Source organism: Micromonospora sp. NPDC048063 (assembly GCF_043202855.1).
Lineage (GTDB): Bacteria > Actinomycetota > Actinomycetes > Mycobacteriales > Micromonosporaceae > Micromonospora.
On record NZ_JBIDBG010000003.1, the window covers coordinates 317,078 to 339,147 of the forward strand.

The following is a 22,070-nucleotide window of genomic DNA, read 5'->3' on the forward strand; positions in this document are numbered from 1 at the left end:
GGGCGACCATGGCTTCGTCGGGATCGAGGAGGGGCGTCTGGATCGCCGTCGTGGTGGCGGTGATCGTGCTCGTGATCGTGGTGATCGCGCTGGCGTCCGGCGGCGGCGACGGCGGCGGCGGATACTGACGGTTGGCCGCGGTGGGACGTCGTGCGGAGGCAGGGCGGACCGGCATCGCGGCCCGAACGGGTATATAACAGTCGACATGGCCGAGCAGACCGAGACCGCGCCGGGCGCGCAGCAGTTCATCCCGCCGCAGGCCGACACCCTCGACGACCTGCGCGCCGCAGCCGCCGGCTGCCGGGGCTGCGAGCTGTACCGGGACGCGTCGCAGACCGTGTTCGGCCGCGGCGACGCCGGCGCGCGGGTGGTCTTCGTCGGTGAGCAGCCCGGTGACATGGAGGACCAGAAGGGGCTGCCGTTCGTCGGCCCCGCCGGTCGGCTGCTCCGCAAGGCGGTCGACGACGCCGGGCTCGATCCCGGGCACATCTACCTCACGAACGCCGTGAAGCACTTCAGGTTCGAGTTGCGCGGCAAACGGCGCATCCACCAGACCCCGGACCGGGTGCACGTCACCGCCTGCCGGCCCTGGCTGGTGGCCGAGTTCGCCCAGTTGCGCCCGGAGATCGTCGTGGTGCTCGGCGCGACCGCGGCCAAGGCGCTGCTCGGCCCCACGTTCCGGGTCACCCGGCAGCGCGGCGAGCTGCTGCCCTGGCCGGCGTCGGCCCAGCACCCGGAGGATTTCCAGCGGGTGCCGGTGGACGCGAAGGGCACGGTCGCCGACGCCCCGCCGGCCCGGCTGCTGGCCACCATCCACCCGTCCGCCGTGCTCCGCGCCGACGACCAGGACAAGGCGTACGAGGGGCTGGTCGCCGACCTCGCCGTGGCCGCCCGCGCCCTCACCGGCTGAGCCGTCGCCGGGCCACCCGCCGGCCCCTGGGCAGGGCGGGTGCGCGGTGCCACACTGGCGGCCATGGATCAGCATCTCTACGAGCGCGACCACGAGGACTTCCGCGAGCTGTGCCGCGAGTTCCTGGACCGGGAGGCCGTGCCCCACCACGAGCGTTGGGAGGCCGCCGGGATCGTCGACCGCGAGGTGTGGCGTCGGGCCGGGGCGGCCGGCCTGCTGGGCACGGACGTCGACCCGGAGTACGGCGGCGGCGGGCAGCGGGACTTCCGGTTCAACGCGGTGCTGGCCGAGGAAATCGTCGCCGCCGGCTGCACCGGCCTCGGCTTCGGGCTGCACAACGACGTGGTGGCGCCGTACCTGACCGAGCTGACCACGGAGGACCAGCGCAAGCGCTGGCTGCCCGGGTTCTGCTCCGGCGACCTCGTCACGGCGATCGCGATGAGCGAGCCCGGCGCCGGCTCCGACCTCGCCGGGATCCGCACGAGCGCGGTCCGCGACGGCGACAGTTGGGTGCTCAACGGCCAGAAGACCTTCATCACCAACGGGGAGATGGCCGACCTGGTGGTCGTGGTCGTCCGCACCGCGCCGGACCAGGGCGCGCACGGGGTGAGCCTGGTCGCCGTGGAGGACGGCACCCCCGGCTTCTCCCGCGGCCGACGGCTGGCCAAGGTCGGGCTGAAGGCCAACGACACCGCCGAGCTGTTCTTCTCCGACTGCCGGGTGCCGGTGGAGAACCTGATCGGCACCGAGAACCACGGCTTCTACCACCTGATGGCCAACCTGCCCCGGGAGCGGCTCAGCATCGCGGTCGCCGCGGTGGCCGCCGCCGAGCGGCTGCTCGCCGTCACCCTCGACTACGCCCGCTCCCGGCAGGCGTTCGGCCGGCCGATCGGCGCGTTCCAGCACAACCGCTTCCTCCTGGCGGAGCTGGACACCGAGGTCACCATCGCGCGCACCTTCGTCAACCACTGCGTCGCGGAGTACAACGCCGGCCGGCTCTCGGTCACCGACGCGGCCAAGGCGAAGTGGTGGACCACCGAGCTGCAGAACAAGGTCGCCGACCGCTGCGTGCAACTGCACGGCGGCTACGGCTACATGCTGGAGTACCCGGTGGCGAAGGCCTGGTTGGACGGGCGGGTGCAGACGATCTACGGCGGCACCACCGAGATCATGAAGGAGATCATCGGCCGCGGCCTGGGCCTGTAGCGCAGCCGGGGGAGGGGCGCAGTCGGGAGGCGACCGGCTGCGGGGTGGCGCGCCGGGTGCGCAAGGATGAGACGGGCCCCCGCCCCTTACCGCCGAAGGAGCCGCCGATGGCCACCGACCTCGCCGCGCCACTCGCCGCGCCCGACGTCACGCCGATCCAGCGGCGTACCCTGCGGCTGCTCTTCGTCACCCAGATCGTCGGCGGGATCGGGGTGACGGTCGGCGTCGCCGTCGGGGCGCTGCTCGCCGCGGACATCGCCGGCACCGCCATGGCCGGGCTGGTGAGCAGCGCCGCCGTGGTGGGCGGGGCCCTGCTCGCGGTGCCGGTCACCCGGATCATGAACGGCCACGGCCGGCGGCCCGGCCTGGTCGTGGCCTATCTCGCCGGCGCGGCCGGTGGCGGCCTGGTGGTGTTGGCCGCCGTCACCCGCTGGATCCCACTGCTCTTCCTCGGCATGCTCCTCTTCGGCGGCGGCAGCGCGGCCAACCTCCAGGCCCGCTACGCCGCGGTCGACCTGGCCGAGCCGGCGCGACGGGGTCGCCAGCTCGCCCTGATCGTCTGGGCCACCACCATCGGCGCGGTCGCCGCGCCGAACTTCGCCGCGTTCGCGGACCGCACCACCAGCGGCTGGGGACTGCCGACGCTGGCCGGTCCGTTCGCGTTCAGCGCCGTCGCGCTGGCGCTGGCCGCCGGCGTGATCCTGGCGCTGCTGCGGCCCGACCCGCTGCTGACCGCGCGCCGGCTGGCGGCCGTTGTCGTCCCGCCGGTCGCCCCGGGGTCGGACGCCGTCGTCCCGGCCGCCCCGTCGCCGGACGCCGTTCCCGCCGTTACCCCGCCGCCGGACGCCGTCGTCGCGCCGGCACCGACCGGCCGGCGCGGCGTGGGCATGCGGGCCGCCTGGTCGGTCGTACGCGCGCGCCCGGCCGCCCGGCTCGGCATCGCCGCGGTGGCGGTCGGGCACCTGGTCATGGTCGCGGTGATGGTGATGACCCCGGTGCGCCTGCACGAGTGGCACGCCGCCGCCGACGTGCTGCGGGTGGTCGGTCTCGTGCTGAGCCTGCACATCGCCGGCATGTACGCCCTCGCCCCGGTGGCCGGCTGGCTCACGGACCGGCTCGGCCGCCGGGCGGTGATCCTCGGCGGCGTCGGGCTGCTGCTCGTGGCGTGCGCGGTCGCCGGCACCGCCGGGCACCACACGGCCCGGCTCTCGATCGGGCTGTTCCTGCTCGGCCTGGGCTGGTCGGGGACCATGGTGGCCGGTTCCACCCTGCTGTCGGAGTCGGTGCCGGTGGGGATCCGGCCGAGCGTCCAGGGGCTCTCCGACCTGACCATGGGACTGGCCGGCGCTGCCGCCGGGGCGGTCAGCGGGTTTGTCATGGAGGTGGCGGGTTATCCGGTGCTCGCCCTGCTCGCGGCGGTCGCGGCGGTGCCCCTGGTGGCGCTAGCGTTGCGTCCGGTGCCGGCGGGCGCACCGGAGGAGGAGGACTGATCACGTGCGGCTGACCGACTTCTGGTCGCGGTTGGAGGAGGCGTTCGGCCCCGCCTACGCGGCCAGCATCGCCCGCGACCAGGTGCTGTCCCAGCTCGGCGGCCGGACCGTCGAGCAGGCGCTGGCATCGGGTGAGCAGGCGCACGTCGTGTGGCGGGCGGTCTGCGCCGCCTATCCCGACCGGGTGCCCGCGCGACTACGCTGAGCTGCCATTTCGTCGCTCCCGCGTGTCGCTTGCCGACTCGTACACCTGTTCGGCTATTGTCCACAGCGGGGTGCTCGTCCACAGCTCACGGCCCGTCGGCTGGTTTTCTGTCGGACCCAGCGCCTAGCGTGTCCGCGTGACGCGAAGCTCAGGAAAGACGCCGGCGAAGGCAGGGGTGGCAACGATGGCAGCAGGGCCTGACCGGGAGAAGGCACTCGACCTTGCTCTCGCTCAGATCGACAAGCAGTTCGGCAAGGGCTCGGTGATGCGGCTCGGGGAGCGGCCGGTCATCCAGACCGCGGTCATCCCCACCGGGTCGATCGCCCTCGACGTGGCGCTCGGCGTGGGCGGCCTGCCCCGCGGCCGAGTCGTCGAGATCTACGGTCCGGAGTCCAGCGGTAAGACCACGGTCGCGCTGCACGCCGTGGCCAACGCCCAGCGGGCCGGCGGCATCGCCGCCTTCGTCGACGCCGAGCACGCGCTCGACCCGGAATACGCGAAGGCCCTCGGCGTCGACACCGACGCCCTGCTGGTCTCCCAGCCCGACACCGGTGAGCAGGCGCTGGAGATCGCGGACATGCTGGTCCGCTCCGGCGCGCTCGACATCATCGTGATCGACTCGGTGGCCGCGCTGGTGCCGCGCGCCGAGATCGAGGGCGAGATGGGCGACAGCCACGTGGGTCTGCAGGCCCGGCTGATGAGCCAGGCGCTGCGGAAGATCACCGGTGTGCTCAACAACACCGGCACCACCGCGATCTTCATCAACCAGCTCCGCGAGAAGATCGGCGTGATGTTCGGCAGCCCCGAGACCACCACGGGCGGCCGGGCGCTGAAGTTCTACGCCTCGGTCCGGCTCGACGTGCGCCGCATCGAGAGCCTCAAGGACGGCACCGACGTGGTCGGTAACCGCACCCGGGTCAAGGTCGTGAAGAACAAGGTCGCCGCGCCGTTCAAGCAGGCCGAGTTCGACATCATGTACGGCAAGGGCATCTCCCGCGAGGGCTCGCTGATCGACGTCGGCGTCGAGCAGGCGATCATCCGCAAGTCCGGCGCCTGGTACACCTACGACGGCGACCAGCTGGGCCAGGGCAAGGAGAAGGCCCGCGAGTTCCTCCGGGAGAACCCGGACGTGGCCGCCGAGATCGAGAAGAAGATCCTGGAGAAGCTCGGCGTCGGGGTCGGCGCGGGCGACGCCGCCGGTGGCCCGGAGCTGCCGCCGGTCGACTTCTGACCGGTCGCTGACCCGTGGCAGGACGACGCGCCCGCACGGGGCGGGGCTGGGATGCCAGTCCGCCCCGCGCGGGTGACGGCACGACGACGCCCCGACCCCGGCGGGGTCGCCGTGGCCCCCGTGCCGAGGAGATCGACCCCGAGGCGCCCGCCGCCGCGCCGCCCGACGAGTCGGAGCTGGCGCGGGAGATCTGCCTGCGCCAGCTCGCCGTCCGGCCGCGCACCCGGGCCGAGCTGGCCGGGGCACTGGCGAAGCGGGGGATCTCCGAGGAGGTCTCCGCGATGGTGCTCGACCGCTACGACGAGGTCGGCATCATCGACGACGCCGCCTTCGCGCGGGCCTGGGTGTCCAGCCGGCACGCCGGCCGGGGCCTGGCTCGCCGGGCGCTCGCCAACGAGCTGCGTCAGCGCGGTGTCGACGGCGAGGTCGCCAGCGAGGCCCTCGGCGAGCTGGACGAGGAGACCGAGGCCGAGACCGCCCGCGCCCTGGTGGAGCGGAAGCTGCGGTCCGCCCGCGGCGAGCCGGACGCGATCTTTCGGCGGCTGGTGGCGATGCTGGCTCGCAAGGGCTACCCGCCCGGCGTGGCGATCCGGGCGGTGAAGGACGCGCTCGCCGCGCAGAGCGCCGAGGCGGCCGAGTTCGCCGAGCAGATCGACGCCGACGCGCTCGCCGACGCCGAGGGCGAGCTCGACCGCGACAGCCGCCCAGTCGACTGAACAGCCGCTCCGTCGACTGAGCGGAGCGGCGGCCGGAGGGGAGGGTCTGTGCTCAAGGCGTGCCTCAACGGCGCCCGTGGGTGCGACGAGCACCCGTCGGTGCCGGTCACCCCGGCCGACCTGGCCGCCGACGCGGCCCGCTGTGCCCGGCTCGGTGCCGGGGCGGTGCACGTGCACCCCCGCGGCGCCGATGGCCGGGAGTCCCTGCACCCGTCGGTGATCGCCGCCGCGCTGGACGCGATCCGGGCGGCCAGCCCGGGCCTGCCGGTCGGGGTGAGCACCGGGGCCTGGATCGAGCCGGACCCGGCCGCCCGGGTGGTCGCCGTCCGGGCCTGGACGGTGCTGCCGGATTTCGCCTCGGTCAACGCGCACGAGCCGGGCGCCGAGGCGGTCGCGGCGGCGCTGCACGAGCGGGGTGTCGTGGTGGAGGCGGGGCTCTGGACGGTCGACGCGGTCGAGGCGTACAGGGGCTGGCGGGTGCCGGCGGGGCGCGTCCTCGTCGAGTGCATGGCCGAGGAACCGGCGGTGGCGCTGGCGGACGCGGCGGGCATGCTCGCCGCGCTGCCGTCCCCGGCCGCCGGGCCGCCGCCGGTGCTGCTGCACGCCGAGGGGCCGGCGACGTGGCCGATCCTCGCCGAGGCGGTCCGCCGGGGCCTGCACAGCCGCATCGGCTTGGAGGACACGCTGCGGCTGCCCGACGGGGTGGTCACGCCCGGCAACGCCGACCTGGTGACGGCGGCGGTGGCCGCCGGCGCCCGCTGACTCCGCCCCGGCGACGAAGCCGCGTTTTCCGCACGACTCCGGACGCCGGGTCGTCGGGTCGAGCCGCGGCGGGCGGTCCGGCCTGAGCAGGGCCGATGGGTCGTGAGGCCCTGCTGGCTGCCCGGGTTGTCCGCTGGTGTCCGTCGTGCAGTGAGCGCACGGTGACGCGACAACTTCTCTCCGTTCGGGGGGTTTGATCATGAGTTCTTGACCAGACGGCCCCGGGAGACCTAGCCTCGCCATACAGGCTCACATTGCCCGACCAGCGCAGGCTAAGCGCACAACATAGATCGCGTAACGGAACAGCATCACTTTGGCCGACTCGTCGGCCACTGGCGGCAGCTTCGGACAGGCCGGTCCGGGGCTGGCGCGACAACTGCACCCGGCCGCCGGCGATGCCCCGCGTGGGCACCGCCGACGGAACCTACCCACGGCCAGTCGCTCCGGTCGGGCGTCCACAGCCGCAGGGTGCGTGCCCACCGGCACCGTCGCTGCGGTCCCGACGTTCAGGGGAGGCGGCCATGGCGAGGCGGCGCAGGTCCACCGGGGTGCCGACATGAGCGGGCTGAACGTCGGGCCGGGCCCGCACCGGTCCCGAGCCGACCGGGGTGTGGCCGACCGTGTGACGGCCGTGCGGAACGGGGCGCCGGCATGAGCGGCTTCGACGTCGTGATCCTCGCGGTGGTGCTGGTCCTGACCGTGGTCGTGCTCGGGGCGGTGCTGCTGGGCGTACGGACGCTGCGCCGCCTCGGCTCGGCGCCGGCACCCGAGGATCCCGCCTTCATCGCCGAGAAGGACCGGCAGGAACAGTCCCTGGCCGCGCTGCGCAGCGCCGCCGACGAGGCCAACAGCACGATCGACGTGGCGAAGTCCGCCGCCGCGGCGGCCCGGGCCGAGGCGGCTGCCGCGAAGGCCGAGGCGAAGGCGGCCCGCGCCGAGGCACGCCGGGTGCTCGACGACGCCCGGGCGGAGGCCGACACCATCCTGGAACGGGCCCACAAGCAGGCCGAGGCGGATGCGGAGCAGCTACGGACCACGGCCCGGCGCAGCGGCGAACGCGAGGTCGCGGTGCTCGCCGCCACCACCCGGGAGCAGGCCGCCGAGGTGGAGCGGCGGGCGGCCCGGATGGACGAGCGCGAGCGGCTGCACACCGAGGAGGTGGAGCGGCTCGCCGAGCGGGAGCGCCAGCTCACGGCCGCCAGCGCGGCCCTGGCCGCCCGCGGCGCCGCGCTCGACCAGCGGGAGGCGGAGCTGGCCGAGGCGGAGGAGCAGCGGCGCCGGGAGTTGGAGCGGGTCGCCGGGCTCACCGCCGACACGGCCCGGGCGGAGTTGATCGAGGCGATCGAGGGCCAGGCCAAGCGGGAGGCCGCGCTGCTGGTCCGGGACATCGAGTCCGACGCGCGCAACACCGCCGAGCAGCGCGCCCGGCACATCGTCGTCGACGCGATCCAGCGGGTCGCCAGCGAGCAGACCGCGGAGAGCGTGGTCAGCGTCCTGCACCTGCCCGGCGACGAGATGAAGGGGCGGATCATCGGCCGGGAGGGCCGCAACATCCGCGCCTTCGAGTCGGTCACCGGGGTCAACCTGATCATCGACGACACCCCCGAGGCGGTGCTGCTCTCCTGCTTCGACCCGGTGCGCCGGGAGGTCGGCCGGCTCACCCTGGAGAAGCTGGTGCTGGACGGGCGGATCCACCCGCACCGGATCGAGGAGGTCTACGACCTGGCCCGGCACGAGGTGGAGGAGCTGTGCCAGCGGGCCGCCGAGGACGCCCTGGTCGAGGTCGGCATCACCGAGATCCACCCGGAGCTGGTCACCCTGCTCGGCCGGCTGCGCTACCGGACGTCGTACGGGCAGAACGTGCTCAAGCACCTGGTGGAGACCGCGCACATCGCCGGGATCATGGCGGCCGAGCTGCGGCTCGACGTGCCGACGATCAAGCGGTCGGCGTTCCTGCACGACATCGGCAAGGCGCTCACCCACGAGGTGGAGGGCAGCCACGCCATCATCGGCGCGGATCTCGCCCGCAAGTACGGCGAGAGCGAGGACGTCGTCCACGCCATCGAGGCGCACCACAACGAGGTGCCGCCGCAGACCATCGAGGCCGTCCTCACCCAGGCGTCCGACGCCTGCTCCGGCGGGCGGCCCGGGGCGCGGCGGGAGAGCCTGGAGGCGTACGTCAAGCGGCTGGAGCGGATCGAGGAGATCGCGGCCGGCAAGCTCGGCGTGGAGAAGGTCTTCGCCATGCAGGCCGGCCGCGAGATCCGGGTGATGGTCAAGCCGGACGACGTGGACGACATCGGCGCCGCCGTGCTGGCCCGGGACGTGGCGAAGCAGATCGAGGAGGAGCTGACGTACCCGGGGCAGATCCGGGTGACCGTGGTCCGCGAGTCCCGGGTCACCGAGATCGCGCGCTGAACACCTGACCCCCGGGCACCCGGGGGAGGCGGCCACCAGGCCGAGGGACTGCGAAAGGGCCGGCCCGGTTTCCCGGGCCGGCCCTTTCGGCGTCGTGGGTTCGGGTCAGTTGCCGCCCGCGCCGCCGCCCCCGCCGCCCTCGGCCTGCGCGATGAGGGCGGTGGCCGGAGGCTGCTGCGCCGGGGTGCCGGCGGTCTTGCGGCCCCGGGAGAGCCGGTGCTGGACGTACTGGGCCAGCTTCGACAGCGAGTAGTTCACCAGGATGAACATCACCGCGATCACGACGTAGACCTGGATCGGGTTGTCCAGCACGCCGATGAGCTGCTTGCCGATGTTCAGGGTCTCCTCGTAGCTGATGATGAAGCCCAGCGAGGTGTCCTTGAGCACCACGACGAGCTGGCTGATCAGCGCCGGCAGCATGATCCGGAAGGCCTGCGGCAGCAGGATCATCCGGGTGGTCTGCAGCGGGGAGAGGCCGATCGCGGCCGCCGCCTCGGCCTGCCCGCCGGGCAGGCCCTCCATGCCGGAGCGGAGGATCTCGGCGATGACCACCGAGTTGTAGATGGTCAGGCCGATGACCAGGTACCACAGCGTGTCGAACGAGACGCCGAACTCGGGGAAGCCGCGCGCCACGAAGAAGATCGTGATGACCACGGGCAGGCCCCGGAACACCTCGACGCAGACCCGGGTGACCGCCGACAGCAGCACGCTCAGCCCGCGCAGCAGGTAGGCCAGCGGCGTGGCGACCCCGGTGAACCGGCGGCGGGTCAGGCTCTTGAGCTGGATCCGCAGCACCGCGAGCAGGGTGCCGACCACCAGCGAGGCGACGATCGCCAGGGCGGCGGCGGTCAGCGTGTTCTTGAAGCCGAGGCCGATCCGCTCCCACACCTGCGAGAAGTTCTCGTTGGAGGGGTCGAGCAGGGGCCCCCAGAGCTCCATCGAGAACTGGCCCTTGGCGTCCAGCGGCTTGTAGATCAGGAAGTACGCGCCCGCGAGCAGCAGCACCGTCGCGACCAGGCTGCTGACGAGGGTGATCCGGCGCTGCCGGGGGCCGGGGACGTCGTAGAGGACGGTCTGCTGGCTCATCGGGCCACCGCCTGCCGCTTCTCGATCCGGTCGAGGAGCGCGCCGAGGGGGACGGTCATGATCAGGTATCCGATCGAGATGCCGATGGCGACGGGGACGAAGGCGTAGCCCTCGGCCGAGGTGAGCTGGTCGGCGGTCTGCGAGAGGTCGCCGACCACGCCGAAGAAGCCGATCAGGGCCGAGTTCTTGATCATCGCGATGATGACCGAACCGAGGGGCACCACGGAGGCCTTCCAGGACTGCGGCAGCACCACGTACCGCAGGTTCTGGCCGAAGGTGAGGCCGAGCGACCGGGCGGCCTCCGCCTGGCCGGCGGGGACGGCGTTCACGCCGGACCGCAGCGCCTCGCAGACGAACGCGGCGGTGTAGAGCACCAGCGCGATCAGCGCGAAGCGGAAGTACGGCAGGTCCGTGTCGAGCCGGCTGAACACCGCGTCCAGGCCGGGGATGCGCAGGAAGTCCGCGTTGGAGCCGAGGGCCGGCAGGCCGAACGCGGCGAAGAACATCACCACGGTCAGCGGCATGTTCCGGAAGATGTTGACGTACGCGGTGCCGACCGCCCGCAGCGGCGGCACCGGGGAGATCCGCAGTACCGCCACGACGGCGCCCAGGATCAGGGCACCGATCGCGGCGAGTACGCAGATCTGGAGGGTGAGCCAGAAACCACCCGCGAAGACGTCGAACTTGTCGATGAGCACACTCACGGGTCGGTCTTCCTCCCCACCCTCCAGATCGAAGGAATTAGATCAGTAGCGGTTGACGGTCGGGGCGGAGCCCAGCTGGGCGCCGAACTTGCCGGCGGTGCCGTCCCAGGCCTTCTGCCAGCTACCGTCGGCGAACGCCTTCTCCAGCGTGTCGTTGATGAAGTTGCGGAAGGCGGTGTCCTCCTTCTTCACCCCGATGCCGTACGGCTCCTTGGTGAAGTTGTCGCCGGCCAGCTTGAAGGACGCCTCGTCCTTGGCGACGTAGCCGAGCAGGATCACGTTGTCCGTGGTGACGGCGTCGACCTGGCCGCCCTTGAGGGCGTCGCGGCACTTGTCGTAGGTGTCGAACAGCACCAGCTGGGTGGCGACGTCCTTGACGTGCTTCTTGATCTCCTCGGCCGGGGTGGAGCCGGTGACCGAGCAGACCTTCTTGGTGCCGTCCTTGAAGGAGTCCGGCCCGGTGATCGTGGTGTCGTCCTTCTTCACCATGATGTTCTGGCCGGCCTCGTAGTACGGCCCGGCGAACGCGATGCGCTCCTTGCGCTTGTCGTTGATCGTGTAGGTCGCGGCGACCAGGTCGACCGTGCCGTTCACGATGACGTCCTCGCGGACCTTCGAGGGGGCCTCGACCCACTCGATCTTGTCCTCGGGGATGCCGAGCTCCTTGACGATGATCTTCGCGACCTCGACGTCGAAGCCCTCCGGGTCGCCCGACAGGCCCTTCTGGCCGAAGCCGGGCTGGTCGAACTTCGTGCCGATCTTGATGGACTGGGCCTTGTTCAGGCGCTCCATCGTGCTGCCGGCGGCGAAGGACTTGCTGCCGGCGCCGGTGCCCTCCTCGGCGTCGTCGCCACCGCAGGCGGTCATGCCGAGCGCCAGGGTGGCGGCCGCGGCGAGCGCCGCTACGCGCGTGATACGCATACTCATCTCCTTCTTCGACGGAACCGCCGGGGGACGGCGCGCTCCAGGTACGGACGCCTAGTGCGTGAGGATCTTGGAGAGGAAGTCCCTGGCCCGCTCGCTGCGCGGGTTGGCGAAGAACTCGGCGGGCGGGGCGTCCTCGACCAGCTGCCCGTCGGCCATGAAGATGACCCGGTTCGCCGCGTGCCGGGCGAAGCCCATCTCGTGGGTGACCACGACCATCGTCATGCCCTCGCGCGCCAGCGACGTCATCACGTCCAGCACCTCGCCGACCATCTCCGGGTCGAGCGCGCTGGTCGGCTCGTCGAAGAGCATCGCCTTGGGCTGCATGGCCAGCGCGCGCGCGATCGCGACGCGCTGCTGCTGGCCGCCGGAGAGCTGGGCGGGGAACTTGTCGGCCTGGTTGGCGATGCCGACCCGGTCCAGCAGGGCCAGGCCGCGCTCGCGGGCCGCCGCCGGCTTCTCCTTGCGGACCTTGACCGGCCCGAGGGTGACGTTCTCGAGGATCGTCTTGTGCGCGAAGAGGTTGAACGACTGGAACACCATGCCGACCTCGCTGCGCAGCTTCGCCAGCGCCTTGCCCTCGGCCGGCAGCGGCTGCCCGTCGAAGGTGATCGTGCCGGAGGTGATCGGCTCGAGCCGGTTGATGGTGCGGCAGAGCGTCGACTTGCCGGAGCCGGACGGCCCGATGACCACGACCACCTCGCCGCGCCCGACCGACAGCGAGACGTCGTCCAGCACGTGCAGCGGCCCGAACCACTTGTTGACCGATTCCAGCACGATGAGCGGTTCGCCCGTCGCCACGTCGTCCACCGTCCCTGTCGTCGCGCACGGGGTCCGTTGACCCCCGGTGCGGCAACTTTAGGCGGGTGGATGTGGCGGAACGCAAGTCAGTTGGTCACGGAGCGGTAACACCCTTGCCGCTCGGGGCCGGGAGTCGGATTTTGACTCCGAAACCGGTCCGCCCGTTGGCGGCGCGGGGGTGTGTAAAAGATCATACGGGGCATGACGGACCCGGTACGGCTGACCCGGTACGCCCGCGGCGGCGGTTGTGCCTGCAAGATCCCACCCGGCGAGCTGGAGAAGATGGTCGCCGGCCTCGGCCCGGCCACCGGCACTTCGGACCTGCTCGTCGGCCTGGACCACGGCGACGACGCCGCGGTGGTCCGGCTCGACGAACGGACCGGCCTGGTCACCACCGCCGACTTCTTCACCCCGGTCGTCGACGACGCGTACGACTGGGGGCGGATCGCCGCGACCAACGCGCTCTCCGACGTGTACGCGATGGGTGGCACCCCGCTCGTCGCACTCAACCTGCTCTGCTGGCCGCGCGACGTGCTGCCGCTGGAGCTGGCCCGGGAGGTGCTGCGCGGCGGGCAGGACGTGGCCCGGGACGCGGGATGCCACCTCGCCGGCGGGCACAGCGTCGACGACGAGGGCCCCAAGTACGGGCTGGCCGTCACCGGGGTGGTTCGGCCCGAGGAGCTGATCACCCTGGACGCGGGCCGGGCGGGGCTGCCGCTGTCGCTGACCAAGCCGCTGGGCGTCGGGGTGCTCAACACCAGGCACAAGGCCACCGGCGAGAGCTTCCCCGAGGCGGTCGCCGCCATGACCACCCTCAACCGGGACGCCGCGCGGGCCGCGGTGGCGGCCGGTGTGCGCTGCGGCACCGACGTGACCGGCTTCGGTCTGCTCGGGCACGCGTCCAAGCTGGCCCGGGCGAGCCGGCTGACGGTGGCGATCGACGCGGCCCGGGTGCCCTACCTGGCCGGCGCCCGGGAGGCGGTGCGCGACGGGTACGTCAGCGGCGGCAGCCGCCGCAACCTGGAGTGGGTCGCCGGGTGGACGGACTTCGGCGGGATCGCCGAGGACGACCGGCTGCTGCTGGCCGACGCGCAGACGTCGGGCGGCCTGCTGGTCGCCGGCGAACTGCCGGGCGCCACCGTGGTCGGCGAGCTGCTGCCCCCCGGCGAGCACCGGGTCGTCGTGCGCTGACCGACCCGGTCGGAACGGGCGCGCCGCGGAGCGGGAAGTTCCGGGCGGGGCACCGTACCCGATAAACTGTCATCTTTCGGCCACTCGGAGCGATGGCGCCCGAGGAAATTTTGCCCGGAATGGTCACAGACCGGTAACTTGCCCCCGGCTGAGGTCATATGCCCCCCACCATCGTCAGTAAGGCCCGATCCGGAGGCCGGTGGGACGAGCACAGCGAGGAGGCGGCATGACCGAGCTGTGGAACTGGAGAATCGACCAGGTGCGGCCGGTGGAGGTCTACCCGGCACTGGCCGAGGCACTCGGTCGGGTGGTGATGCCCCTGGCGGCGGCCGACCCGGCCCGGCTGCCGACGCACGCGGTGATCTGCGACGTCTGGCAGGCGCCGGGGGAGTTCGCCACCATCGTGGACTGCTACGGCGTGCCCGACGGGCTCCCCGAGCACGCCAGCATCGCCGCGCTGGCGCGGCTGCTGGACCGCAACTGCCTGCTGCGCGACGACACCCTCGACGCCGGCCGGCACCTGCTCGTGGCCCCCGACGGCACGATCCGGCCGGTGCACTTCGACGTCCGCGAGACCGACGACGGCGAGGTGCTCGGCAACCAGCGGCTCTGCACCGAGGCCGATCCCCGCTGCCGCGGCTGGTCGCAGTGCCACCGCTCACGCTGGGCCCCCGACTCGGTGCTGCCCGCGCTCGCCGCCGCCTGAGACCAGCCGCGCCAGCACGCGGGGCGGCTCCCGCGGCGGCCCAGCGGGCGGCGGGGTCAGCTCGCCGGGCGGGCGGAGCGGCCGCCGCGTACCTCCAGCTCGTTCAGCAGGGTCGCGGTGGCCGCGGCGACCGCGGCGACCGCCGCGTCGAAGGCCGCGGCGTTGTGCGCGGCGGGCCTGCGGAAGCCCGAGATCTTCCGGACGTACTGCAGGGCGGCGGCCTCGACGTCGGCCGGGCTCACCTCGGCGACGTACGGCTCACGAAGGGTCTTGATGCTCCGGCACACGGCTCCTCCTCGTTCGGTTCGGGATTCTCGCCCGGATACGCTGTCCGGGTCATGACTACCGCAGCGGCGAGCAGCCCGCGCACCTACCAGGTGCGCACGTACGGCTGCCAGATGAACGTGCACGACTCCGAGCGCATCTCCGGGCTGCTGGAGCAGGCGGGCTACGTGCGCGCCGCCGAGGCCGACGACAACCCGGACGTGGTGGTGTTCAACACCTGCGCGGTCCGGGAGAATGCCGACAACCGGCTCTACGGCAACCTCGGTCACCTGCGCCCCGTCAAGGACAGGCACCCGGGGATGCAGATCGCCGTCGGCGGCTGCCTCGCCCAGAAGGACCGCGGCGAGATCGTCCGCAAGGCGCCCTGGGTGGACGTGGTCTTCGGCACGCACAACATCGGGTCGCTGCCGGTGCTGCTGGAGCGGGCCCGGCACAACGCCGCCGCCGAGGTGGAGATCATCGAGTCCCTCGACGTCTTCCCCTCGACGCTGCCCACCCGGCGCGAGTCCACGTACGCCGGCTGGGTGTCGATCTCCGTCGGCTGCAACAACACCTGCACGTTCTGCATCGTGCCCTCCCTGCGCGGCAAGGAGAAGGACCGCCGCCCCGGCGACATCCTCTCCGAGGTGCGCGCCCTGGTCGACGAGGGCGTGCTGGAGGTGACCCTGCTCGGGCAGAACGTCAACTCCTACGGCGTGGAGTTCGGCGACCGGCTCGCCTTCGGCAAGCTGCTGCGCGCCTGCGGCGACGTCGACGGCCTGGAGCGGGTCCGGTTCACCAGCCCGCACCCCAAGGACTTCACCGACGACGTGATCGCCGCGATGGCCGAGACGCCGAACGTCTGCCACTCGCTGCACATGCCGCTGCAGTCCGGCTCGGACGACGTGCTGCGCGCCATGCGCCGCTCGTACCGGGCCGACCGCTACCTCGGCATCATCGAGAAGGTCCGGGCGGCGATGCCGGACGCGGCGATCACCACGGACATCATCGTCGGCTTCCCCGGCGAGACCGACGCCGACTTCGAGCGCACCCTCGACGTGGTCCGCGAGGCCCGGTTCTCCTCCGCGTTCACCTTCCAGTACTCGAAGCGCCCCGGCACCCCCGCCGCCACGATGGAGGGCCAGCTCCCCAAGCAGGTCGTCCAGGAGCGCTACGAGCGGCTGGTCGCCTGCGTGGAGGAGATCACCTGGGCGGAGAACAAGCGGCTCGTGGGGGAGACCGTCGAGGTGCTGGTCGCCGTCGGCGAGGGGCGCAAGGACGAGCGCACCGGCCGGATGTCCGGCCGCGCCCGTGACGGCCGCCTCGTCCACTTCGACGCGGGTTCCCTCGCCGGGCAGATCCGCCCCGGCGACATCGTGCACACCACCGTCACGTACGCGGCCCCGCACCACCTCAACGCCGACGGTGAACCGCTGTCGCACCGGCGCACCCGGGCCGGCGACGCGGCCGAGGCGGGGCGCTCCCCGCGTACGCCCGGGGTGCTGCTCGGGCTGCCCACGATCGGCGCGCCGGCCGCGGCGCCCGCGCCGACGACGGGCTGCGCCGCCCACTGACCCACGACGGGCCGGCCGCTCCCACCGCCGCGGCGGCTGCCCGGTCACGCGAGAGCCCCCGGTCCGCGCGGACCGGGGGCTCTCGCGTGGCTCAGCTCAGCCGGCCTGCTCGGCGAGCTGGAGGAACTGCCGCTTCGAGGCGAGCGCCTGCTCGGCCTCCTTGATCCGCCGGGCGTCCCCGGCCGCCTGGGCCCGGGCCAGCCGCTCCTCGGCCTCGGCGACCTGCGTCCGCATCTGGGCCAGCAGCGGGTTGTCCTCCTTGGTGGTGCGTCGCCACGCGGAGTCCATCACCTCGCGGACCTTGTCGTCGACCGCCCGCAGCCGGCGCTCCAGCCCGGCCGCCGCCTCGCGGGGCACCCGGCCGGCCTCGTGCCACTGCGCCTGGATCTCCCGCAGCTTGGCCTGCGCGCCCTTCGGGTCGCCGTCGACGTCCAGCGCCTCGGCCTCGGCGAGCAGCGCCTGCTTGCGCTCCAGGTTGGCCCGCTGCTCGTTGTCGCGGGCCGAGAAGACCTCGCTGCGCCGGGTGAAGAACTCGTCCTGCGCGGCCCGGAACCTCTCCCAGAGCTTCTGCTCCGCCTCCTTGGAGGCGCGCGGGGCGGCCTTCCACTGGTTCATCAGGTCCTTGAGCTGGTTGGCGGTCGCCGCCCAGTCCGTGGAGTCCTTCAGCTTCTCGGCCTCGGCGACCAGCTCCTCCTTGACCGACTGCGCCTGCTTGCGCTGCGAGTCCAGTGAGGCGAAGTGGGCGCCCCGGCGGCGGGTGAAGCCGTCCCGGGCCGCGGCGAACCGCTTCCACAGCTCACCGTCGGTCTTCTTGTCGACCCCGCGGATGGTCTTCCACTCCTCGAGGATCTCCTTGAGCCGGTCGCCGGCGGTCTTCCAGCCGGTCGACTCGGCGGCCAGCTTCTCCGCCTCCTCCACCAGCGCCTGCTTGCGGGCGAGTGCCTCGCCCCGGGCGGCGTCCCGGGCGGCCTTGGCCTCGCCGGCCTTCTCCTCGGCGACGGCGGCGAGTCGGTCCAGCCGCGCGGCCAACGCGTCGATGTCGCCGACGACGTGCGCCTCGGCGAGCGAGGCGCGGATCCGGCGGATCGTGGTCAGCGAGTGGCCGGCGTCCGCCGCACCCGAGTTGAGCCGCGCCTCCGTCAGGTTGACCTCGGTCACCAGGTCGTCGAAGCGGCGGGCGAAGTGGGCAAGCCCCTCCTCGGGCGCTCCCGCCTGCCAGGATCCGACCACCCGCTCGCCGTCGGCGGTCTTGACGTACACGGTGCCGTCCGCGTCCACCCGTCCGAAGGCAGTCCAGTCGCTCATGTGCCCATCCTCGTTCTCCCGGCGTCGGGGACCGGTCCCACGATCGCCGCCACGGCGCAGCAAAGTTACTCCCGGCATTGTCACAGGTCCGCCCCCGTCCGCGTCGAGCGCCTATCGCCGACCGTGACCATACGGTGTCCTAGCCCCCGAATGACCGGATCGGCGCGGGGACGCACCGGGGGGTCCCGCTACGGTGAACGGGTGCCCCTGGTCGCCGCCGCCGTCTGCCCGCATCCGCCCCTGCTCGTGCCCGAGGTGGCCGGTGCCGCCGCCGCTGAGCTGGACGAACTCCGCACGGCCTGCGACGCGGCCGTCGGCCGGCTGCTCGCCGCCTCGCCCGACCAGATCGTGCTGGTCGGCGCCGGGCCGGAGACCGTCCGCTTCCGGGCCGCCGACTACGGCTCCCTGCGCGCCTACGGCGTCGACCGCCACGTCCGGCTGTGGAAGACCAACTGCGGCGGCGGGGAGCGGCTGCCGCTGAGCCTGACCGTCGGCGCGTGGCTGCTCGGCAGGGCGGGGACCGACCTGCCCCGGTTCGCCCAGTCGGTCGCCGCCGACGCCGCCCCGGGCGAGTGCGCCGCGCTCGGGGCGGAGCTGGTGCGCCGCGCCGAGGGCCGGGTCGCGCTGCTGGTGATGGGGGACGGGTCCGCCTGCCGGGGCGAGAAGGCGCCCGGCTACGACGACCCGCGCGCGCAGGCGTACGACGAGAGGGTTGCCCGGGCTCTGGCGGACGCGGACGCCGACGCCCTGCACGGCCTGGACCCGGTGCTGTCGGCCGAGCTGAAGGTCGCCGGTCGGGCGGCCTGGCAGGTGCTCGCGGGCGCGGCGGGCGGACGCTGGCGCGGCGAGCTGACCCACGACGCCGCGCCCTACGGCGTGGCCTACTTCGTGGCCACCTGGGAGCCGGCGTGAGCGCGCCGACCGGCGGCCACCCGCCGGTCGGGACGGTGGTCGCGGTGGTCGGGCCGACGGCGGCCGGGAAGTCCGCACTGAGCATCGCGCTCGCGCACGCCCTCGACGGCGAGGTGGTCAACGCCGACTCGATGCAGCTCTACCGGGGCATGGACATCGGCACCGCGAAGCTCACCCCGGCCGAGCGCGAGGGGGTGCCGCACCACCTGCTGGACATCTGGGACGTCACCGAGCCGGCGAGCGTGGCGGAATACCAGCGGCTGGCCCGCGCGGCGGTCGACGACATCCTGGCCCGGGGCCGGGTGCCGCTGCTGGTCGGCGGCTCCGGCCTCTACGTGCGGGCGGTGCTGGAGCGGTTCGAGTTCCCCGGCACCGACCCGGCGGCCCGCGAGCGGCTCGAACGGGAGCTGGCCGAGACCGGCCCGGCCCCGCTGTACGCCCGGCTGCGGGAGGCCGACCCGGTCGCCGCGGCGGGGATCCTGCCCACCAACGGCCGGCGGATCGTGCGGGCGCTGGAGGTCATCGAGCTGACCGGGGCGCCGTTCACCGCGTCGCTGCCCGGCCCGACGCCGTACTACCCGTCCGTGCAGCTCGGGGTGGACCTGGACACGGCGCTGCTGGACGAGCGGATCGCGCTGCGGGTGGACCGGATGTGGGCCGACGGCCTGGTCGCCGAGACCCGCGAGCTGGTCGGCCGCGGCCTGCCGCAGGGGCGGACGGCCAGCCGGGCGCTCGGGTACCAGCAGGTGCTGCGCTTCCTGGCCGGGGAGATCACCGAGGGCGAGGCGCACGACGAGACGGTTCGGGCCACCCGGCGGTTCGTCCGCCGGCAACGCTCCTGGTTCCGCCGTGACCAGCGCATCCACTGGCTGGACTCGGCCGCGCCGGACCTGATCCCGGCCGCCCTGCGCCTGCTGCCGGCCGCTGCGCGATGATGGGGGCGTGGAGTACACCAAGGGCCACGGCACCGGCAACGACTTCGTCATCCTGCCCGACCCGGACGGGGCGCTCGACCTGACGCCCGGGCTGGTCGCCGCGATCTGCGACCGGCGGCGCGGCCTCGGCGGCGACGGCGTGCTGCGGGTGGTGCGGGCGGCGAAACACCCCGAGGGCGCCGCCCTGGCCGGCGAGGCCGAGTGGTTCATGGACTACTGGAACTCCGACGGCTCGTTCGCCGAGATGTGCGGCAACGGCGCTCGCGTCTTCGTCCGCTACCTGCTGGCGTCCGGGCTGGCCACGCCGGTCGGCGCGGCGCTGCCGGTGGCCACCCGGGCCGGCCTCGTGCGCGCGCGCGTCGAGGGGGACGCCGTCGCCGTCGAGATGCGCCGCCCCCGGGTGTACGACGCCTCGACCGCCACCCTGGGCGGCTTGACCCTGCCGGGCGCGGCGGTGGACGTCGGCAACCCGCATCTGGTCTGCGCGCTCCCGACCGGGCTGGACCTGACCGGCCTCGACCTCACCCGCGCGCCGGAGTTCGACCCGGCTGCCTTCCCGGCCGGAGTGAACGTCGAGTTCACCGCGCCCGGCGAGCCGGTCGACGGCGCCGACGGGCACGTGCTGATGCGGGTGTACGAGCGCGGCTCCGCCGAGACGCTCTCCTGCGGCACGGGCGCGTGCGCGGTGGCCGCCGTGGCCCTGCGCGACGCCGGCCGGGACACCGGGGTGATCGCCGTGGACGTCCCCGGCGGTCGCCTCACGGTCACGGTCACCGAGGACTCCTGCTGGCTGGCCGGCCCCGCCGTCCTGGTCGCGGTCGGCGAGGTCGACCCCGCCGCCCTGACCACGCCCGCCTGACCCCAGCCTCCCCCTGCCCTCCCGCCCACGCCACCCACCACCAGGACCCACCCGCCACGCCTCACGCGCAGGACCCACCCGCCACGACCTGTGGGCGCGCGCCTCACGTGGGCGACCCCCGCGCCACGCCCCCCACGCGCGATCTTGCACTTCCGGCCCGTGTTTTGTCGGGTCTGTCCCGAGTGCCTGGGCAGGAAGTGCAAGATCGCGCGGGGCAGGGGGCCGGGGCGGGGTGGGGAGGGAGGAGAGGGAGGGGGTGGGGGTGGGGGTGTCAGGGGGTGGCGCTGGCTTCGGCGGCGATCTCGGGGAGGTCGGCCGGGCCGGGGTCCGCGGCCGGGGCCGGGGCCGGGTTCTGGGCGGCGGCGCGCACCGCCGCGGCGACCGCCGGGGCCACCCGGGAGTCGAAGACGCTGGGCACGATCACCGTCGGGTTGATCTTGTCCTCGCCGACCACGTCCGCGATGGCCCGGGCGGCGGCGATCGCCATCTCCTCGGTGAACTCCTCGGCGTGCGCGTCCAGCATGCCGCGGAAGACACCCGGGAAGGCGAGCACGTTGTTGATCTGGTTCGGCTGGTCGGAACGGCCGGTGGCGACCACGGCGGCGTGCTTGCGCGCCTCGCGCGGGTCGACCTCCGGGTCCGGGTTCGCCAGCGCGAAGACGATGGCGTCCTTGGCCATCATGGCGATGTCGTCGCCGGTGAGCAGGTTCGGCGCGCTGACGCCGATGAAGACGTCCGCGTCGCGTACCGCCCCGGGCAGGTCACCGGCGTAGTTGTCCTTGTTGGTGTGGTCGGCCAGCCACTGCCAGGCCGGGTTGAGCCCGGTCAGGCCGCGGTGCAGGGCGCCCTGCCGGTCGTACGCGATGATGTCGCCCACGCCCTGGCGCAGCAGCAGCTTCATGATCGCGGTGCCGGCCGCGCCGGCGCCGGAGACCACGACCCGGACGTCCGCGAGCTGCTTGCCCACGACGCGCAGCGCGTTGGTCAGCGCGGCCAGCACGCAAATCGCGGTGCCGTGCTGGTCGTCGTGGAAGACCGGGATGTCCAGCGCCTCCCGCAGCCGGGCCTCGATCTCGAAGCAGCGCGGCGCGGCGATGTCCTCCAGGTTGATCCCGCCGTACGCGGGCGCGATGGCCTTGACGATCTGCACGATCTCGTCGGTGTCCTGGGTGTCCAGGACCACCGGCCAGGCGTCCACCCCGCCGAAGCGCTTGAACAGCGCCGCCTTGCCCTCCATCACCGGCAGCGACGCCGCCGGCCCGAGGTTGCCCAGGCCCAGCACGGCCGAGCCGTCGCTGACCACGGCCACGGTGTTGCGCTTGATGGTGAGCCGCCGGGCGTCGGCCGGGTTCTCCGCGATCGCCTGGCAGACCCGGGCCACCCCCGGGGTGTACGCGCGGGACAGCTCGTCGCGGGTGCGCAGCGCCACCTTCGAGCTGACCTCGATCTTGCCGCCGAGGTGCAGCAGGAACGTCCGGTCGGAGACCTTGCGCACGTCCACGCCGTCGAGCGCGGTCAGCGCGTCGACCACCTGGTCGGCGTGGGCGGCGTCGGCGGTGTCGCAGGTCAGGTCGACGATCACGTGGGTCGGGTCGGAGTCGACCACGTCGAGCGCCGTGACGATCGCGCCGGCCTCGCCGACGGAGGTGGTCAGCCGGCCGATGGAGGACGCGTCCGCAGGCACGGCGATCCGGATGGTGATCGAGAATCCGGCACTCGGAAGTCGGGTGATTGACACAGGATCCCTCCGTCGACGCTGAGCGGCTCGCACCGCATTTCTACTCGCCCACCCGGGCCGGCCCACCGGCCGCCCCCGCTTTTGTGGCATTTCACGCGGGCATATAGCGGGTGCGCCCGGCGTTGACACATGT

General features: G+C 73.3%; 21 protein-coding genes. 14 read left to right on the plus strand and 7 right to left on the minus strand.

From position 1 onward, the window contains the following. Positions 1-205 precede the first annotated feature (205 nt). The 8 genes from ACGFZ2_RS09835 to rny all read left to right on the plus strand — a co-directional run bounded on the left by ACGFZ2_RS09835 (position 206) and on the right by rny (position 8,938). Entirely contained in the window at positions 206-910 is a 705-nt protein-coding gene (locus tag ACGFZ2_RS09835) for a UdgX family uracil-DNA binding protein (RefSeq protein WP_393451867.1), read from the plus strand. 63 nt (positions 911-973) lie between these two features. Next, a complete protein-coding gene (locus tag ACGFZ2_RS09840) occupies positions 974-2,116 on the plus strand; it encodes an acyl-CoA dehydrogenase family protein (protein WP_393265469.1) in 1,143 nt (380 codons plus the stop codon). Positions 2,117-2,223: 107 nt separating this feature from the next. Further along, positions 2,224-3,606: an MFS transporter gene (locus ACGFZ2_RS09845; protein ID WP_393451870.1), complete on the plus strand. Its 1,383-nt coding sequence runs from the start codon at positions 2,224-2,226 to the stop codon at positions 3,604-3,606. Positions 3,607-3,610: 4 nt separating this feature from the next. After that, positions 3,611-3,811: a DUF3046 domain-containing protein gene (locus tag ACGFZ2_RS09850; protein WP_350705093.1), complete on the plus strand. Its 201-nt coding sequence runs from the start codon at positions 3,611-3,613 to the stop codon at positions 3,809-3,811. Positions 3,812-3,995: 184 nt separating this feature from the next. Further along, entirely contained in the window at positions 3,996-5,042 is a 1,047-nt protein-coding gene (gene recA, locus ACGFZ2_RS09855; protein ID WP_088995380.1) for a recombinase RecA, read from the plus strand. Positions 5,043-5,056: 14 nt separating this feature from the next. Next, positions 5,057-5,758 carry a regulatory protein RecX gene (locus ACGFZ2_RS09860; protein ID WP_393451873.1) on the plus strand — a complete coding sequence of 234 codons (702 nt, stop codon included), beginning with the start codon at positions 5,057-5,059 and terminating at the stop codon, positions 5,756-5,758. 48 nt (positions 5,759-5,806) lie between these two features. Beyond that, the gene (locus ACGFZ2_RS09865) at positions 5,807-6,520 is read left to right on the plus strand and encodes a 3-keto-5-aminohexanoate cleavage protein (protein WP_393451876.1); all 714 of its coding nucleotides are present in this window, start codon (positions 5,807-5,809) and stop codon (positions 6,518-6,520) included. A gap of 651 nt (positions 6,521-7,171) precedes the next feature. Beyond that, entirely contained in the window at positions 7,172-8,938 is a 1,767-nt protein-coding gene (gene rny / locus ACGFZ2_RS09870) for a ribonuclease Y (RefSeq protein WP_393265458.1), read from the plus strand. 105 nt (positions 8,939-9,043) lie between these two features. Here the strand turns inward: rny and ACGFZ2_RS09875 are convergent, their stop codons facing one another. From ACGFZ2_RS09875 to ACGFZ2_RS09890, 4 genes are read right to left on the minus strand one after another with little or no spacing between them, the layout of a single operon-like run. After that, positions 9,044-10,024, minus strand: coding sequence for an amino acid ABC transporter permease (locus tag ACGFZ2_RS09875; protein WP_393451880.1), 981 nt, complete (start codon positions 10,022-10,024; stop codon positions 9,044-9,046). Next, the gene (locus ACGFZ2_RS09880; protein ID WP_357454096.1) at positions 10,021-10,728 is read right to left on the minus strand and encodes an amino acid ABC transporter permease; all 708 of its coding nucleotides are present in this window, start codon (positions 10,726-10,728) and stop codon (positions 10,021-10,023) included. Before ACGFZ2_RS09880 ends, ACGFZ2_RS09875 begins: the two co-directional genes overlap by 4 nt. 42 nt (positions 10,729-10,770) lie before the next feature. Beyond that, on the minus strand, positions 10,771-11,649 hold the full coding sequence (locus ACGFZ2_RS09885; RefSeq protein WP_393265452.1) for a glutamate ABC transporter substrate-binding protein: 879 nt from the start codon (positions 11,647-11,649) through the stop codon (positions 10,771-10,773). Between the two features lie 57 nt (positions 11,650-11,706). After that, positions 11,707-12,462 carry an amino acid ABC transporter ATP-binding protein gene (locus ACGFZ2_RS09890; RefSeq protein WP_393265449.1) on the minus strand — a complete coding sequence of 252 codons (756 nt, stop codon included), beginning with the start codon at positions 12,460-12,462 and terminating at the stop codon, positions 11,707-11,709. A 192-nt stretch (positions 12,463-12,654) separates the two neighbouring features. Between ACGFZ2_RS09890 and selD the strand changes: the two genes are divergently transcribed. After that, on the plus strand, positions 12,655-13,644 hold the full coding sequence (selD, locus tag ACGFZ2_RS09895; protein WP_393451883.1) for a selenide, water dikinase SelD: 990 nt from the start codon (positions 12,655-12,657) through the stop codon (positions 13,642-13,644). A gap of 226 nt (positions 13,645-13,870) precedes the next feature. Beyond that, the gene (locus ACGFZ2_RS09900) at positions 13,871-14,350 is read left to right on the plus strand and encodes a hypothetical protein (RefSeq protein ID WP_393265444.1); all 480 of its coding nucleotides are present in this window, start codon (positions 13,871-13,873) and stop codon (positions 14,348-14,350) included. A gap of 56 nt (positions 14,351-14,406) precedes the next feature. On the opposite strand, the gene ACGFZ2_RS09905 is transcribed toward ACGFZ2_RS09900, so the two are convergent. Further along, positions 14,407-14,637 carry a DUF2277 family protein gene (locus ACGFZ2_RS09905; protein ID WP_393265442.1) on the minus strand — a complete coding sequence of 77 codons (231 nt, stop codon included), beginning with the start codon at positions 14,635-14,637 and terminating at the stop codon, positions 14,407-14,409. A 51-nt stretch (positions 14,638-14,688) separates the two neighbouring features. Here ACGFZ2_RS09905 and miaB point away from each other — a divergent pair, with 51 nt between their 5' ends. Then, a complete protein-coding gene (gene miaB, locus ACGFZ2_RS09910) occupies positions 14,689-16,188 on the plus strand; it encodes a tRNA (N6-isopentenyl adenosine(37)-C2)-methylthiotransferase MiaB (RefSeq protein WP_393265439.1) in 1,500 nt (499 codons plus the stop codon). A gap of 96 nt (positions 16,189-16,284) precedes the next feature. Here the strand turns inward: miaB and ACGFZ2_RS09915 are convergent, their stop codons facing one another. Continuing rightward, entirely contained in the window at positions 16,285-17,493 is a 1,209-nt protein-coding gene (locus ACGFZ2_RS09915) for a DUF349 domain-containing protein (RefSeq protein ID WP_363704966.1), read from the minus strand. Between the two features lie 150 nt (positions 17,494-17,643). On the opposite strand from ACGFZ2_RS09915, the gene ACGFZ2_RS09920 reads away from it, so the two are divergent. Genes ACGFZ2_RS09920 through dapF form a run of 3 tightly spaced genes read left to right on the plus strand, consistent with a single transcriptional unit; the run spans position 17,644 to position 20,199 of the window. Continuing rightward, positions 17,644-18,405, plus strand: a complete 762-nt coding sequence (locus tag ACGFZ2_RS09920; RefSeq protein WP_393451886.1) for a class III extradiol dioxygenase subunit B-like domain-containing protein — start codon at positions 17,644-17,646, stop codon at positions 18,403-18,405. Beyond that, positions 18,390-19,340 carry a tRNA (adenosine(37)-N6)-dimethylallyltransferase MiaA gene (gene miaA / locus ACGFZ2_RS09925; protein WP_393452569.1) on the plus strand — a complete coding sequence of 317 codons (951 nt, stop codon included), beginning with the start codon at positions 18,390-18,392 and terminating at the stop codon, positions 19,338-19,340. The genes ACGFZ2_RS09920 and miaA overlap by 16 nt, the downstream gene beginning before the upstream one ends. Before the next feature lie 7 nt (positions 19,341-19,347). Further along, complete coding sequence (gene dapF, locus ACGFZ2_RS09930; protein WP_393451889.1) at positions 19,348-20,199, plus strand: diaminopimelate epimerase; 852 nt, start codon at positions 19,348-19,350, stop codon at positions 20,197-20,199. A 271-nt stretch (positions 20,200-20,470) separates the two neighbouring features. Here dapF and ACGFZ2_RS09935 read toward each other — a convergent pair whose 3' ends face one another. After that, positions 20,471-21,937 carry an NAD-dependent malic enzyme gene (locus ACGFZ2_RS09935; protein ID WP_357693731.1) on the minus strand — a complete coding sequence of 489 codons (1,467 nt, stop codon included), beginning with the start codon at positions 21,935-21,937 and terminating at the stop codon, positions 20,471-20,473. Positions 21,938-22,070: the final 133 nt, after the last annotated feature.

Excerpts from the sequence above, each read along its gene's own strand:
- ACGFZ2_RS09900 (WP_393265444.1), top strand. The coding sequence starts at position 13,871 with ATGACCGAGCTGTGGAACTGGAGAATCGACCAGGTGCGGCCGGTGGAG.
- ACGFZ2_RS09915 (WP_363704966.1), bottom strand. The coding sequence starts at position 17,493 with ATGAGCGACTGGACTGCCTTCGGACGGGTGGACGCGGACGGCACCGTG.
- ACGFZ2_RS09885 (WP_393265452.1), bottom strand. The coding sequence starts at position 11,649 with ATGCGTATCACGCGCGTAGCGGCGCTCGCCGCGGCCGCCACCCTGGCG.
- miaB (WP_393265439.1), top strand. The coding sequence starts at position 14,689 with ATGACTACCGCAGCGGCGAGCAGCCCGCGCACCTACCAGGTGCGCACG.
- ACGFZ2_RS09840 (WP_393265469.1), top strand. The coding sequence starts at position 974 with ATGGATCAGCATCTCTACGAGCGCGACCACGAGGACTTCCGCGAGCTG.
- recA (WP_088995380.1), top strand. The coding sequence starts at position 3,996 with ATGGCAGCAGGGCCTGACCGGGAGAAGGCACTCGACCTTGCTCTCGCT.
- ACGFZ2_RS09875 (WP_393451880.1), bottom strand. The coding sequence starts at position 10,024 with ATGAGCCAGCAGACCGTCCTCTACGACGTCCCCGGCCCCCGGCAGCGC.
- ACGFZ2_RS09845 (WP_393451870.1), top strand. The coding sequence starts at position 2,224 with ATGGCCACCGACCTCGCCGCGCCACTCGCCGCGCCCGACGTCACGCCG.
- ACGFZ2_RS09920 (WP_393451886.1), top strand. The coding sequence starts at position 17,644 with ATGACCGGATCGGCGCGGGGACGCACCGGGGGGTCCCGCTACGGTGAA.
- selD (WP_393451883.1), top strand. The coding sequence starts at position 12,655 with ATGACGGACCCGGTACGGCTGACCCGGTACGCCCGCGGCGGCGGTTGT.
- ACGFZ2_RS09835 (WP_393451867.1), top strand. The coding sequence starts at position 206 with ATGGCCGAGCAGACCGAGACCGCGCCGGGCGCGCAGCAGTTCATCCCG.
- rny (WP_393265458.1), top strand. The coding sequence starts at position 7,172 with ATGAGCGGCTTCGACGTCGTGATCCTCGCGGTGGTGCTGGTCCTGACC.